Annotated in this window: 12 protein-coding genes; 5 read left to right on the plus strand and 7 right to left on the minus strand. The window is 36.5% G+C overall.

Annotated features, from left to right (window positions below; all coding sequences use genetic code 11):
• Nucleotides 1-7: 7 nt before the first annotated feature.
• Both HDC90_RS16270 and HDC90_RS16275 read right to left on the minus strand, forming a co-directional pair.
• On the minus strand, nt 8-1252 hold the full coding sequence (locus HDC90_RS16270) for a competence/damage-inducible protein A (RefSeq protein WP_184468207.1): 1245 nt from the start codon (nt 1250-1252) through the stop codon (nt 8-10).
• Between the two features lie 4 nt (nt 1253-1256).
• Nucleotides 1257-3917 (minus strand): putative LPS assembly protein LptD, encoded by a 2661-nt coding sequence (locus tag HDC90_RS16275; protein WP_184468209.1) that lies wholly within the window; start codon nt 3915-3917, stop codon nt 1257-1259.
• Between the two features lie 74 nt (nt 3918-3991).
• Between HDC90_RS16275 and HDC90_RS16280 the strand changes: the two genes are divergently transcribed.
• From HDC90_RS16280 to HDC90_RS16290, 3 genes are all read left to right on the plus strand, one after another.
• Nucleotides 3992-4855 carry an N-acetylmuramoyl-L-alanine amidase gene (locus tag HDC90_RS16280; protein ID WP_184468275.1) on the plus strand — a complete coding sequence of 288 codons (864 nt, stop codon included), beginning with the start codon at nt 3992-3994 and terminating at the stop codon, nt 4853-4855.
• 12 nt (nt 4856-4867) lie between these two features.
• Nucleotides 4868-5644, plus strand: coding sequence for an N-acetylmuramoyl-L-alanine amidase (locus HDC90_RS16285; protein WP_184468211.1), 777 nt, complete (start codon nt 4868-4870; stop codon nt 5642-5644).
• 168 nt (nt 5645-5812) lie between these two features.
• A complete protein-coding gene (locus HDC90_RS16290) occupies nt 5813-6766 on the plus strand; it encodes an MlaD family protein (RefSeq protein ID WP_184468213.1) in 954 nt (317 codons plus the stop codon).
• Nucleotides 6767-6954: 188 nt separating this feature from the next.
• Here the strand turns inward: HDC90_RS16290 and HDC90_RS16295 are convergent, their stop codons facing one another.
• From HDC90_RS16295 to HDC90_RS16310, 4 genes are all read right to left on the minus strand, one after another.
• Nucleotides 6955-7860: a ribonuclease Z gene (locus tag HDC90_RS16295; protein WP_184468277.1), complete on the minus strand. Its 906-nt coding sequence runs from the start codon at nt 7858-7860 to the stop codon at nt 6955-6957.
• 67 nt (nt 7861-7927) lie between these two features.
• Nucleotides 7928-8305, minus strand: a complete 378-nt coding sequence (locus tag HDC90_RS16300; RefSeq protein ID WP_184468214.1) for an STAS domain-containing protein — start codon at nt 8303-8305, stop codon at nt 7928-7930.
• Between the two features lie 43 nt (nt 8306-8348).
• Nucleotides 8349-9293 carry a phosphoribosylaminoimidazolesuccinocarboxamide synthase gene (locus HDC90_RS16305; protein ID WP_184468216.1) on the minus strand — a complete coding sequence of 315 codons (945 nt, stop codon included), beginning with the start codon at nt 9291-9293 and terminating at the stop codon, nt 8349-8351.
• A gap of 104 nt (nt 9294-9397) precedes the next feature.
• Nucleotides 9398-10357 carry a PhoH family protein gene (locus HDC90_RS16310; RefSeq protein WP_184468218.1) on the minus strand — a complete coding sequence of 320 codons (960 nt, stop codon included), beginning with the start codon at nt 10355-10357 and terminating at the stop codon, nt 9398-9400.
• 103 nt (nt 10358-10460) lie between these two features.
• Between HDC90_RS16310 and HDC90_RS16315 the strand changes: the two genes are divergently transcribed.
• Entirely contained in the window at nt 10461-11240 is a 780-nt protein-coding gene (locus HDC90_RS16315) for an S-adenosyl-l-methionine hydroxide adenosyltransferase family protein (protein WP_167295546.1), read from the plus strand.
• 180 nt (nt 11241-11420) lie between these two features.
• Nucleotides 11421-11939 carry a hypothetical protein gene (locus HDC90_RS16320; protein WP_184468220.1) on the plus strand — a complete coding sequence of 173 codons (519 nt, stop codon included), beginning with the start codon at nt 11421-11423 and terminating at the stop codon, nt 11937-11939.
• Nucleotides 11940-12116: 177 nt separating this feature from the next.
• Here the strand turns inward: HDC90_RS16320 and HDC90_RS16325 are convergent, their stop codons facing one another.
• Nucleotides 12117-13067 (minus strand): D-2-hydroxyacid dehydrogenase, encoded by a 951-nt coding sequence (locus HDC90_RS16325; RefSeq protein ID WP_184468222.1) that lies wholly within the window; start codon nt 13065-13067, stop codon nt 12117-12119.
• Between the last annotated feature and the right edge of the window lie 67 nt (nt 13068-13134).

The following is a 13134-nucleotide window of genomic DNA, read 5'->3' on the forward strand; positions in this document are numbered from 1 at the left end:
ATTCTTTCTAAACTGTTTCTTTAAGTAGATTTAATAGCATGGCTAGTGCCGATGCTGCAGAACGCTCGATGTTCTGAATACGTTTATTACTGAAATTAAACACTTTAGCTACAGTTTTGTGTTTTGAAGAAATAGCAATCCATACAGTACCTACTGGTTTATCTGCTGTTCCACCATCTGGTCCTGCAATGCCGCTGACAGCAATGGAATAATCGGTTTTAAAATGTTTTATCGCGCCTTCGGCCATTTCTGTAACGGTTTGCTCACTTACTGCGCCAAAAGTATTTAATGTATGCTGTTTTACTCCCAGAATAGATTCTTTCAGTTCATAGGCATAGGCTACTGCCCCGCCCCAATAAACTGAAGAAGAACCTGGATGTTGTGTAATTAAATGTGCAATGTATCCACCAGTACAGCTTTCTGCTGTCGATAAAGTTAGTCCTTTACTTTTCATTAGGTCCAGAATCGCTTTTTCCAAGGGAATATCTTCATCAGTTACAACAAACTTATTCACTTTTGAAATGATCTGTTTGGCGTAAACCTCAACCTCTTTCTTTAATTCTGCTTCATTATTGCCTTTGGCCGACAAACGCAAACGTACTTGTCCTAATTTTGGCAGATAAGCCAATTTAATATGTGCGGGTAAGCTATCTTCGATTTCCTCAATCTCTTTAGCTAGAAATGATTCGCCTATATTTGCTGTGAGTATGGTTTTGTGAACAATAAAAGGCAATTTAAACCTGCTTGTAATTCTGGGGAGGATTTCGTCATCCATCAGGTACATCATCTCGTAAGGCACACCCGGCATCGATACAAAAATGGTGTTGTTTTGTTCAAACCACATGCACGGAGCAGTGCCATTTTTGTTTACAATAACCTCACAACCATCAGGAACATCAGCTTGCTGAATATTGATATCCAATAGTGGACGCTTGTATTTTTCGAAAATCTGACGAACCATTTCCAATGCAGCTGTATCGTTACGGAAACCCATATTAAAATACTTTGCCAAAGTTTTCTTGGTAATATCATCTTTGGTCGGGCCCAGGCCACCTGTAATCAAAACAATATCTGCTCGTTTTTCAGCAAGTGCGAGGGCTTCAATAATATGTTGCTCATCATCAGAAACTGAGGTAATTTGCTTAACGGAAACGCCAATTAAATTTAACTGTTTAGCCATCCAGGCAGAATTGGTATCAACGATTTGGCCAATGAGAATCTCATCACCAATGGTAATAATTTCGGCTAGCATAAATTTATCGGTATGTACTGTAAAAACCTTGTCTCTTGCTCAATTTTAAATCCTGCAATATCGAAGCTTTAACTTTTATAGTAACGGAATAACTTTTGTAAGCACCGTATGGAACCCAGTTTACACTCATATCCCAGCAATGTAAATCGCGGTAAATAGCTAAATTCATTGGAGTTAAGCCATTGTTCTTAAAATCATAACCTGAGTTAAAAGTAACTTTCCACTTTGGTGTTAAGTTAACATCGCCATTAAAGTTTAGTGTGTTCGAAATGGTACTGTTGTTTCCATCATTCGAAAATTGAAAACTGTAAGAGAACGAGAAATTCCACGGAATGTTAAAATCAACAAATGCATTCGGATCGCGACTTATAGCCGCCAATTGTTCAGACTGTATATCAGTCAATCCTTTTTTATTGGCCGCCTCTCCTAATTTGTCGTTAGCCTCGTTCTTACGCTTTAATGCTTCTGGATTTAAACTATAATCAAATGAGAAACCAAAATTGGTTAAGCGTGGCAGGAATTTGTTCTTTTGGAAAAATAAGCGGTCTTCTCTTATTTTAATGGTCTGACCATTAACCGTTGTATCTTTTAAAGCATAGGGATCTAATGTTCCGTTGTAGTTTATCCCTAATTTATCGGTAAACTGCGATCGGCCACTAAAACCAATGGTAGATAATTTATAAGATGGAGCCAAGAAATTATATGAACCACTGAAACTCAAACCTTGAATAATCGGGATCTTTTTTGAACCTGTTCCGGTTGTATCATTTTTGTTCCTCACCTTTAATTCTACCGTATTATCCAATCCGAAACCAATGGATGCATTGGGGCCACCAAAAGAGCCTGGCTGTGCCATACCATCAAAAATGGAATATTTTAAAGGTTGTCCACTAGCATAAATTTGATTACCATTCTGGTCTATTGCCGGTCTAAAAGGCCCTGCTCCTGCTTTGGTAAAATCGGGAGAGTAAGAGAAGGAAACATTTGGCGTCATTACATGCCTTAATGCCTGAATTTTACCTGCTGGATTAAAATCTCTTCTTCCATAAATTTTAGTCGACATACTGGTTGACAAACTGTAACTACCTGCCCTTTTAAAACCGCTAATGGTATCTTCTCTAAAGGAATAGGTGTTATCGGCGAATTGTGTATATCTTCTGTTTACACTCTGGAAATTCCATACTTCGTTATATGTACCACCCAAGCTAAAATTAAGATATTTTAAAGCTGTGAAAGACATGTTAACAGGTATACTGTGTGAAAAACCGCTTCTTAAACGTTTCAAACCATCATTTTGAAAAAGCAAACTATCGAAAGTATCAATTCGGTTGGTTCCTTGTAAACTGTAACCTACCGTAATTTTTTGATACCATTTTTGCTCTCCTACAGCATTTTTGGGACTAAATGGATTAAATGTAGGTACGTTGAATGTCATTTCGGGTAACCTAAGCGATATGGCTCTTGTGCTTAGGGTCTGATCACTTGATGCAGCCAAAGAGAAATTCATACCGTTAGAATAAGCCTTAGCATAACTAATACTACTACTTGTTGAGTTAGTGGCAATGGTGTTAATATCGTAAGTAGTACCCGCTGCAGTATTTTTATAGTATCCCTTTCTTCCTGTTGATACCAATCTTACACTGGCACTAAATGTAGTACCTGGATTAGCATTGGCATTTTGACTATGGCTCCAGTTAATGCTAAAGTTTTTGGTTGGGTTTTTAAAAGCTTCAGTACCCTCTAAACCATCTTTAAAACTAGAGTAAGCTAAGTTAATGTTACCGTTATATTTATATCTTTTGGTGTAATTACTCAGTACACTTGCTTCATAAGAGCCATTGGTATAAATAGAACCTAAAAGTTTAGCATCCCAATAATCGTTTAATCCGAGATAATAACCACCATTCTGTAAGAAAAAACCCCTCGTTGCATCCTCACCTGGTGTTGGCAGGATTACACCCGATGTCCGTTTATTTGGTTTAGGAAAAAATGCAAATGGTAATCCTAAGAAAGTGGGGATATCTTCGATAATCATATAAACTGGCCCCGTAATAATCTGTTTCTCCGTTACCACCCCTTTAGAAATCATCAATCCAAAGTGCGGATGTGGAAGATTACAGGTACTGTACATTACATTTTTAATGTGCAGCTCATCATCTATTTGCTTTTTACTTTGTCCACCAGAGAAGAAACCTCCTTCTTGCTCAGAAAAAACACCGTATACTTTGGCCCGGGTTGTTTCTGAATTGTAAAAAATAGAATCAGCTATGGCAGTACCTTCAGCACCAGATTTAAAGATTGGTTTCCCTGTATATCTACCCGTTTTCGGATCTTTAATGCCGCGCGCAAAAATAGAATTTTGCTTTTTATCGTATTTGATATAAGCCGCATCTAGTTCAAAATCACCATATACTACCCTTGCATTTCCATATAAATAAACAATGCTGTTATCGGCACTCATTTTTACCGAATCCTCTGCTTTGTATTCTACTTTCTGGTCGATACTACTATTATTTTTACCTGTCTTTTTAATTGTATCCTTTTTGGTTGTGTCTTGCTTGATGATCTGTTGCAATGAAAAATGAGAAAATGCGTTAGCTTTACCAACAACAAGTGTTAATAAAATGACAGATATTAGTAAAATAGAGCTCTTAAGAAGTTTCAAATTCGTATTTGAATGTTATTTTTGCACAAATGTTTAATCAAAAACGTTCAAAATTAGTGAAAAATATACCATTGATGTATCTTAAATCCATTTTAACAATTATTATTTATTTAGCATTATCAAACACTATTGATAATCAAGTATTTGCACAAGAATATAAAATTAAAACAATTGTGATCGATGCTGGTCATGGTGGTAAAGATGGTGCAACCCACGGTGTATATTCTAAGGAAAAAGATGTGGCACTTAAAACGGCTCTAAACCTTGGCCGTGCACTTCAGGATAGCTTGAAAGACATTAAAGTTATTTATACCCGTGAGTCGGATGTATTTATTCCTTTATATGAGCGTATCAATATTGCAAATAATGCAAAGGCTGATTTATTTATTTCCATCCACCTAAACGATATGCCTGTTAGGGTATCGAGAGTAGTAGATTATTATAAAAAAGTAAGAGGCAGAAAAGTACCTGTTTACAGAACGGTTACATCTAAAAGTACTTCAACTCGGGGAACAGAAACCTTTGTATCAGGAACCGGCCGTTTAGGTGAACAGGATGAGGTGATTAAAAGGGAAAATGCATCTATGTTCCTGGAAGATAACTATCAGAAAAACTATGAGGGATTTATTGCGAATACGCCTGAGAGTGACATTATGTTATCATTAATGAAACAAACCAATAGAGATAGGAGTTTAAAGTTTGCCTCCATGCTTCAACAAGAATATGTTAATGCTGGCCGTATTAACAGAGGTGTACAAGAGAAAAGTCTTGCGGTGCTGGCCCGTGCTGCTATGCCTGCTGTGTTAACTGAAATAGGTTTTGTGAGTAATCCAGATGAAGAAGACTACATGAACTCTCCTGAAGGACAAACGGAGATTGTTAATGGAATTATTAAAGCAATTAAAAATTATAAACGCATAGCTGAAACATCATTTTAACATCCCTCGTGCATGAAGATTAAACTTCTGATTACAATACTTTTATTTTCATTGCTGGTTGCCGAAAAAGCATCCGCACAAGGTTATAAGATCAAAACTATTGTTATAGATCCTGGTCACGGTGGCAGAAAACCTGGTGCTTCTGGTAATTTTTCGAAAGAAAAAGACATTTCGTTAAAGGTTGCATTAAAGTTGGGTGCATTGTTAAAAGAGGAAATGCCCAATATTAAAATAATTTTTACCCGTAAAACGGATATAGATGTTGATTTGTACAGGAGAGCAGAAATAGCGAACGAAGCCAATGCTGATCTTTTTATATCGGTACACTGCAATTCGATGCCGCCTGGTAATAAGCACATTAAAGGGGTAGAAACATTGGTTGCAGGCTCACATCGGTTAAAAGAACAAGACGCAGCCATTCGTGAAAATGCCGATATTAAATTGGAAAAAAATTACAAAAGTAAATACGATGGCTATGATCCAAGTAATCCAAGTAGTTTTATCCTTTTATCGCTTTTAAAAAATACCTTTAGAGACAAAAGCATTAAATTTGCCAAATTAATACAAAACAGCTATATCAGCAGAGATGAGCGATTAAGCCGTGGTGTTAAAGAACAAGGGGTTTTGGTACTGCAGCGCTGTGGTATGCCTGCCGTGTTAACAGAAGTGGGTTTTATCTCGAATACAGAGGAAGAAAAATATATTAATTCGCAAAATGGACAAAATGAGATCGCTAATTCTATTTTGGAAGCAATAAAAACATACAAAAAAAATATTGAGGTTAAATAAGTGGCATTATAAATGATAGTTATTTTAACTTTGAAAAAAATATAAAACAAGATACCAAACAAATAGTGCAAACTTTGTGTATTTAAAGTTTAGCACAACAAGTTAATTACGCTCAAACAAGTGAGAAAAGAATGCTTTAGCGCTTGTAGCCATTAAATAAAAACACTCATGAAGATTAAGAACGAAACCAAAGTAGGTATTTTAGCTGCATTTGCCATTGCTTTATTAATAATTGGATATAATTTTCTAAAAGGAAATTCAATTTTCTCAAATGAAACCACATTATATGCAAAGTATACCAGGGTTGATGGTTTAACAGTATCGAAACCTATCCTAATTAATGGTTATCAGATTGGCAGGGTGGCCAAATTGGAGTTGCAGACAGACGGCAGTATTATTGCTACCTTAAGTGTAAACAGCAAGTATGAAATTCCTGAAAACAGTATTGCCCGCTTAGAAGGTACTGATCTATTGGGTAGCAAGGCCATTGTAATGTCGTTAGGTAACTCAAAAAAAATGGCTGAAGATGGTTACACCTTAAATGCTAATGTAGAAAAAGGCTTAATGGAACAGGTGCAGCCGGTTCAAAAGAAAGCCGAATTAATTATTGGTAAAATGGATTCTATTTTGAGTAGTGTAAATTCTATCCTGAATCCGAACTTTCAGAAAAACGTTGATAAGAGTTTTAACAGTATAGCCGGCACATTGGCCTCGTTAGAAACAACCTCTAAAAAAGTTGATGGTTTAGTGGGTTCCGAAAGTGCTCGTATTGAAGCGATCTTCAAAAATGTTGAAGGCATTACAGCTAACTTAAATAACAACAATCAAAAAATTAGCGATATTTTAACCAATATCAATACCGTTACGGATAAGTTTGCTGCTGCTAACTTTAAACAGACTTTGGATAATGCAAACAATGCCATTGCTAACTTACAAAGTGTGATTTCGGGAATTAAAGATGGAAAAGGCAGTTTAGGATTATTATTAAACGACGATAAAATGTATCAGAATTTAAATAATGCTTCAAAAAACCTTGATGCGCTAATGATCGATTTAAAAGCTAATCCTAAACGTTATGTACACTTCTCTGTATTTGGTGGTGGCAATAAAAAAGACAAGTAATTTAATTTTTATAAATCTGAAAGCCTTGCAGTTTTAAATTGCAGGGCTTTTTTTGTTTTATCGTTCGTCATGCTGAATTTATTTCAGCTAGGCCCCGAAATAAATTACCTTCGGTGAGCTCGCTAAGGCTCGGTTCAGGGTGACGTCTCAATATTACAGTTTAATTTTTAAAGATAATCTGACTCGAGTTAAAGATGAAAAGTTCTTCCTTCTACAGCCAATTCTGTATTCTCAAAAACAGATTGAGCCTCTTCCAAAAGCATTTGTAAGGTTTTATAACGTGAAGAAAAATGGCCAATGAGTAATTTCTTTGCTCCGGTAATTTTTGCTACCTCTCCTGCTTGTAAAGCAGTTGTGTGATGTGTTTCTTTAGCTCTATCCAATAAGTCGTGCATAAAGGTAGATTCATGATATAAGGTATCACAATCTTTTATGGTATCAAAGTAGCTTTCATCAAATAAGGTATCAGAGCAATAGGCATAACAGCGTGGTGCATCTGCAGCTGTGGTATAATCTTCACTGCGCAAAATCTCGCCATTGGGCAGCTCCACATCAATTCCTTTTTTCAAAGCTGTATAATAAGCCATAGGTACTTCATCGGCTTTTTCTTTGATCAGTTTGCGCTGACGTTTCTTTTGCTGGAAGATAAAGCCTGTAGTGGGAATACGATGATTTAAAATAATTGTCTTAACTGTTAAATCGCTGTTCTCGAATATCTGTACAGACTGATCGGCTTCGATTGGAAAAAACTCAATTGGATACCTCAACACTGTATCAGAATATTTGAACTGGATTTCTAAAATTTCTAATAAAGGTTTGGGGCCAAATATCTGTATGGGTTTTAACCTACCGTTTAAATGCAAACTGGATAGCAGTCCGATTAAACCGAAGTAATGATCGCCATGTAAGTGGCTGATAAAAATATAATCGATACGGGCTGCTTTAAGGTTGAACTTGGCCAGTTGTTGTTGTGTACCCTCACCACAATCGATCAGGTAATATTTTTCATTACAATTTAAAAGCTGTGCCGAAGGATTCCTGTTAAATACAGGAGTTGCAGAACTGCTTCCTAAAATTGTAACTTCAAATTTCATCATAAGATATAAAAAGCCTCGTAGATTTTTAGAAACTACGAGGCCAGAATGTTATTTAAATATTTTGTTATTTAGCGCCTCTAAACTCTTTTTCCAACTCATCCATAAAGATAAAATCAGTAGCTTCTTCTATTGTATTAACAAACGTAACAGATTGAAATATGTTTGATAATTCGATAATGGACGCCAGTTCATCATTAATTCCGGTTACAATAAATAACCCTCCTGCCGATTTGCAAAGCCTGTCGCCAACCAATAAGCAGCTTAAATCCTGCGCATCATTACACTCAGTAACATGACTTAAATCAACAATTATATTTTTAAATCCCTCTGCATTGAGCAAATAGAACTCTGATTTCAAACCTGGAGCATTATCGTTTGTAAACTTATGTTCTTCTAACTTTAAGGTTACATATTTATCGTGTTTATCTACTGAAAATTTCATCTCTCTAATCTTTATTTTACTAATGTATAAATTTCTTTCGAATTTAAAGTGTTTCTAATGCCTTTAAAACATTAGTTTCAATGCGGCTAGAAATTGCATCAGCTTCAGCTTTTATAAAGGTCTCTCCAACAATTTTTTCGTAAAGTTCGATGTAGCGTTCTGAAATCGAATTTACAATTTCTGGTGTCATTTCTGGAACAACCTGTCCATCTTTTCCCTGGAAGCCATTTTCAATTAGCCATTTCCTTACAAACTCTTTTGAGAGTTGTTTTTGTGGCTCATCTGCATTTTGGCGTTCCTGATATCCATCAGCATAAAAATAACGTGAAGAATCAGGTGTATGAATTTCGTCGATTAAATAAATTACACCATCGGCTGAGCCAAATTCATATTTCGTATCCACCAGGATTAATCCACTTTTTGCTGCAATCTCAGTTCCACGTTGGTATAATGCATAAGTGTATTCTTCTAATTTTTCATAATCAGCTATGGGAACAATACCTTTTGCTAAAATATCTTCTTTTGAAATGTCTTCATCATGGCCTACCGATGCTTTGGTGGTTGGTGTAATAATAGGTTGAGGTAGTTTATCGTTTTCTTTCAACCCATCTGGCAAAGAAACTCCGCAAACTGAACGCTTACCGCTGCTGTATTCGCGCCAGGCATGACCGGCTAAATAACCTCTGATAACCATTTCTACTTTAAATGGTTCACAGATACGGCCAATGGTAACCATTGGATCTGGAACGTCTAAAACCCAGTTAGGGACAATATCTTGAGTCGCTGCTAAAAATTTAGCCGCAATTTGGTTTAACACCTGCCCCTTAAAAGGAATAGCTTCAGGTAATACCACATCAAAAGCAGAAATACGGTCAGACACCACCATTACCATAAACTGGTTGGCTATAGTGTATACATCGCGGACTTTACCCTTGTAAAAATTACTTTGATTCGGGAAATTGAAATGAGTTTCTTTTAGTGCTTTCATGAGGGCATAAAAATAGGAAAAAAGTTGGGAAGTCGGAAAGTCTTTAGTCCATAGTCTATAGTCGATTTAGACTCAAGACTATAGACTACCGACTCAGGACTCTTCTACTGAATATCGCCGTAAGCTTTCAAGATATCTTTCACCAGTTTATGTCTTACAACATCTTCACCGCTTAAGTAAATAATATCGATTCCTTTAATATCTTCTAAAATCCTCAATCCGTTAAATAATCCAGACATCTGTTTTTTAGGTAAATCGATCTGTGTAACATCTCCTGTAACGATAAATTTAGCCGTAGGCCCCATACGGGTTAAAAACATTTTTAACTGCATATCTGTGGCATTTTGGGCCTCATCTAAAATCACAAAACAATTATCTAAGGTACGCCCGCGCATAAATGCTAAGGGTGCAATTTCTATCGTACGGTTTTCGATGTAGAATTTCAATTTCTCAGCAGGGATCATATCGTCCAATGCATCATACAGCGGGCGTAAATATGGATCGATTTTTTCCTTTAAATCGCCTGGTAAGAAACCAAGGTTCTCCCCTGCTTCAACTGCCGGTCGGGTTAAAATAATCCGCTTAATTTCTTTGTTCTTTAATGCTCTAACCGCTAGCGCTACAGCGGTATACGTTTTTCCGGTTCCGGCTGGGCCAATGGCAAATAGAATGTCGTTTTTAGCAATACTGCTCACCATTTTGCGCTGATTGGCAGTTCTTGCCTTTACCAATAAACCGTTAGTACCAAAAACAATTACCTCGCCTCCGCCTCCGGTAGGTTGTTCAGCATCTTTTTTTGCAACACCAGCCGCCTTTGCTCCCAGTATAGATTCGACATCGTTATTGGTAAGTGAGCTATATTTTTCGAGGTGTGCAATAAGCTGGTTAAACTTATCCTCAAAAGTCTTAAGTTCCTGTTCATCACCGAGAACCTTAATGTCACTACCTCTCGCTACCAGTTTCAACTTCGCGAAAGCACCTTTAATCATTTCGTAATTCTCGTTGTTCGGCCCCCAAAAGTGAGCAGGATTTACGGTATCCAGAGTTAATTTTAATTCGTTCAAACTGTAGTATTTTAAAAAGTTATCGGGGTATATTAATTAAAATTTGAATATTTGCAGACGCTTAGGCCTGTACACAAGAATAAGCAATAATAATGAATTTTTAATGGGGATAATTACTTTAACAACAGATTTAGGTTCAAAAGATTTTTACCAGAGTGCCCTTAAAGGTAGTCTGTTGAGTCTTATGCCTAATGTTAATTTAGTTGATATTACCCACGAGGTTCCATCATTCAATATTTCGTACGCTGCCTTTGTTCTAAAAAACGCTTATCCTTATTTTCCAAAGAATACCGTACACTTAATTGGTATCGATTCTGTTTATAGCGAAAACACCAAATACATTGCTATAAAGCATCGTGATCACTTTTTTGTTGGGGCTGATAACGGTATTTTCTCCCTTCTTTTTGATGATATCCCTGAAGATGTGGTAGAGCTGAATATTATGCAGGATTTAAAATATCTGCACTTCCCTCTGGTTGATATTTTTGTTAAAGCAGCAACGCACCTGGCTAAAGGTGGTAAACTGAAAGACATTGGTTTACCTGTATCAGAAATTGAGCAGAAGATGCTTTTACACCCTGTAATCGAACGGGATGTGATTCGTGGAAGTGTGGTATATATTGATACTTTTTGCAATGTAATTACCAATATAACCAAAGACCTTTTTACCAAAATACAGAAGAACAGAGATTTTACTTTGCACTTTAGAAAAAGTGAAACCATTACCCAACTGAGCTGGCACTATAACGAAGTGCAGGAAGGTGAAAAACTTTGCCTGTTCGGTATTAGTAACCATCTGGAAATTGCCATTAATAAAGGCAAAGCAAGTGGTTTATTGGGTTTGCACTTAGGTGATATTGTGCGGGTAGAATTTCATCCTTAAGAAGGATCAGTAGTTCATTGGCTCAATGGTTCATTTGTCATGGTGCCTAAACAAACTAATTGCAGACTATTTTTATGCACTCGCAATGATGAAAAACGGAATAGCCACTTTGCAAACCAATGAACTAATGGCTAATGAACCAACCAAAACAACTTCCATCCTTTTCACGTTTATATCCACATGAAGAACTATTTTTACCTGCTCCCGATTATTTTGTTAGCCTTTCAAACTTATGCTCAACAAGATACCACCGCCTACGCTGCGCAACGTGCGAAGATAAATTCGTTACTTGCAGAAAGAAGCACCAAATTTGGTCAGTATGATGAAAGTTTAAATCAGCGAACCGGAATATTTGGTTGGCAAACCAAACGTGATATTAAAAATTCCAATGAAATTCTTCGTCAGGTGGTTTTAACGGATAATAACATTTTCAAAGAACTGAAAGTATTAATGGATTATAAAGATCTGCAGAACCAGCAGAAAGTAGCCGTGGCAGATAATTCGCAACAACGTATTGAGGCTTACATGGGTACCATTAAAAAACTTCAGGACCAAAATGTGCAACTTAAAGAAGATTTAGATAAAAAGAATAAAGGAAGTTTATCAACCTACATCATCGTATTTCTGATTTTAATAATGGGAGGTGGGTTTTATTTCTTTAATAAAAAACTACAACGATATGAGAAAAGGACTGTTTAAAATCCTAGCGAAGATAAACAAGGCCATCTTGCCTAGTTTGTATAAAAAAGACCCAAATAAGCTCACTTCTTTCCAGAAGGTTATATTGGGTTATCGGTATTGGGTATTAACAAATGCGTTGGACTAGTTTATAAAAACCTTGCAGGTTTTGAAAAACATGCAAGGTTTAAAACATTGTTATTTCTTAAAATGCTCGATAATTAAGGTTGCCAATTCTGTACCAATACGTTCTTGTGCTTCGTTGGTTGAAGCTCCAATATGTGGTGTTAGGGAGATTTTAGGGTGTGTTAAAATTTCTGCCAATGGTGTTGGTTCGTTATCGAAAACATCTAAGCCAGCGAAAGAAACTTTACCAGAATTTAAGGCTTCAATTAAAGCTGGTTCATCAATTGTACCACCGCGAGAACAGTTTACAATACCTACCCCGTTTTTCATCTTCGCAAACTCTTCTGTACCTAAAATCGGTTTGTCGGCAAATGGAGTGTGTAAACTAAAGAAATCACTTCCTGTAATTACTTCGTCTAATGTAACTGTTTTAATTGGAATACTTACTGATTTACCGCCCTGGAATTCTAAAATAATTTCAGATTCTGATGGATATAAATCGTAAGCCAATACATTCATACCTAGCCCTAAAGCCACTTTTGCTGTAGCGCGACCAATACGACCAAAGCCAATAATACCAATGGTTTTACCACTTAATTCAGTTCCTTTAGCATAAGCTTTTTTAAGGTTATTGAATTGCGTAGCACCTTCAACAGGCATTTTACGGTTAGCATCCTGTAAAAATCTGATACCGGTGAATAAGTGAGAAAATACCAATTCAGCAACTGATAATGAAGAGGCAGCTGGAGTATTTACAACTGCAATCCCTTGACTACGTGCATACTCCACGTCGATATTATCCATGCCTACGCCACCTCTACCAATTAATTTGATATTTGGAACGGCATCGATTAACTCTTTTCTAACTTTTGTTGCACTACGAACGGTAATGGCATCATAGTTTTTTAAGGCTTCGGCTAATTTATCCTGAGGAATAGTTTCTGTATCAACCTGGAAACCTGCTTTTTCTAATAATTCTTTTCCGATCGGATCAATCCCATCGTTTGCTAATATCTTAATCATTGTATATATGATTGCACAGATCTACTTGATTACACTGATTAAGCAATCGCAGTATTCATCTGTGGTT

The organism is Pedobacter sp. AK013 (assembly GCF_014205835.1).
GTDB lineage: Bacteria > Bacteroidota > Bacteroidia > Sphingobacteriales > Sphingobacteriaceae > Pedobacter.

Excerpts from the sequence above, each read along its gene's own strand:
- HDC90_RS16280 (WP_184468275.1), top strand. The coding sequence starts at position 3,992 with ATGTATCTTAAATCCATTTTAACAATTATTATTTATTTAGCATTATCA.
- HDC90_RS16290 (WP_184468213.1), top strand. The coding sequence starts at position 5,813 with ATGAAGATTAAGAACGAAACCAAAGTAGGTATTTTAGCTGCATTTGCC.
- HDC90_RS16315 (WP_167295546.1), top strand. The coding sequence starts at position 10,461 with ATGGGGATAATTACTTTAACAACAGATTTAGGTTCAAAAGATTTTTAC.
- HDC90_RS16300 (WP_184468214.1), bottom strand. The coding sequence starts at position 8,305 with ATGAAATTTTCAGTAGATAAACACGATAAATATGTAACCTTAAAGTTA.
- HDC90_RS16325 (WP_184468222.1), bottom strand. The coding sequence starts at position 13,067 with ATGATTAAGATATTAGCAAACGATGGGATTGATCCGATCGGAAAAGAA.
- HDC90_RS16295 (WP_184468277.1), bottom strand. The coding sequence starts at position 7,860 with ATGAAATTTGAAGTTACAATTTTAGGAAGCAGTTCTGCAACTCCTGTA.
- HDC90_RS16320 (WP_184468220.1), top strand. The coding sequence starts at position 11,421 with ATGAAGAACTATTTTTACCTGCTCCCGATTATTTTGTTAGCCTTTCAA.
- HDC90_RS16285 (WP_184468211.1), top strand. The coding sequence starts at position 4,868 with ATGAAGATTAAACTTCTGATTACAATACTTTTATTTTCATTGCTGGTT.
- HDC90_RS16305 (WP_184468216.1), bottom strand. The coding sequence starts at position 9,293 with ATGAAAGCACTAAAAGAAACTCATTTCAATTTCCCGAATCAAAGTAAT.
- HDC90_RS16270 (WP_184468207.1), bottom strand. The coding sequence starts at position 1,252 with ATGCTAGCCGAAATTATTACCATTGGTGATGAGATTCTCATTGGCCAA.